This window comes from Spirabiliibacterium mucosae, from assembly GCF_014884965.1.
In the GTDB taxonomy this organism is placed as follows: domain Bacteria; phylum Pseudomonadota; class Gammaproteobacteria; order Enterobacterales; family Pasteurellaceae; genus Spirabiliibacterium; species Spirabiliibacterium mucosae.
Genome location: NZ_JABTBO010000062.1, coordinates 1 through 919, shown reverse-complemented (window position 1 = coordinate 919; position 919 = coordinate 1). Strand labels below are relative to the sequence as shown.

The window sequence follows — 919 nt, the reverse complement described above, 5'->3', positions numbered from 1 at the left end:
TTGGGGCTCCCACTGCTTGTACGTACAGGGTTTCAGGTTCTATTTCACTCCCTTCACCAGGGTTCTTTTCGCCTTTCCCTCACGGTACTGGTTCACTATCGGTCAGTCAGGAGTATTTAGCCTTGGAGGATGGTCCCCCCCATCTTCAAACAGGATTTCTCGTGTCCCGCCCTACTTCTTGTTAGCTTAGTACCACACCCTGGCTTTCAAATACGGGACTATCACCCTCTTCGGTCAGGCTTCCCAGCCTGTTCTTCTTGCTCTGGTGCTATCACTAACGGCTCCTCCGCTTTCGCTCGCCGCTACTTGCAGAATCTCGGTTGATTTCTTTTCCTCGGGGTACTGAGATGTTTCAGTTCTCCCGGTTCGCCTCTTTAACCTATGGATTCAGTTAAAGATAGTAGATTCTTCATCTACTGGGTTTCCCCATTCGGACATCGTGGGTTAAACGCTTCTTATCAACTCACCCACGCTTTTCGCAGATTAGCACGTCCTTCTTCGCCTCTGACTGCCTAGGCATCCACCCTGCACGCTTAGTCACTTAACCATACAACCTCAAGTATTCTTAACCGCACTTTATATAACCTAAGTTATCTATCATGCTGTCTCTTGCGTTGCATACTTAAACAAACTCGTGCGTAGTTACCTACGCTACCTGTAATGCCTTTTTTCATCACAGGATTTTATACTCAGCTCTTACGTGTTTTGGTATTGCTACCGCCACCACGCTTGAGTTCTCTTCAGTTTTTAGCTTGTTTCCAATTTTTTAAAGAACAATACGATGAAAACATCGTGCTATGGCGTCCCCTAGGGGATTCGAACCCCTGTTACCGCCGTGAAAGGGCGATGTCCTAGGCCTCTAGACGAAGGGGACTTCCCATAGCACGTTGCTCTCTGTGCGCTTGCACCGCACTTTAAC

The 919-nt window shown here is 48.0% G+C and carries 1 tRNA gene and 1 rRNA gene; both read right to left on the bottom strand.

What is annotated here, in order from left to right:
* Nucleotides 1-547, bottom strand: a 23S ribosomal RNA gene (locus HPC37_RS10795); the annotation flags it as partial.
* Nucleotides 548-798: 251 nt separating this feature from the next.
* Nucleotides 799-874 (bottom strand) — tRNA-Glu (locus HPC37_RS10790).
* Between the last annotated feature and the right edge of the window lie 45 nt (nt 875-919).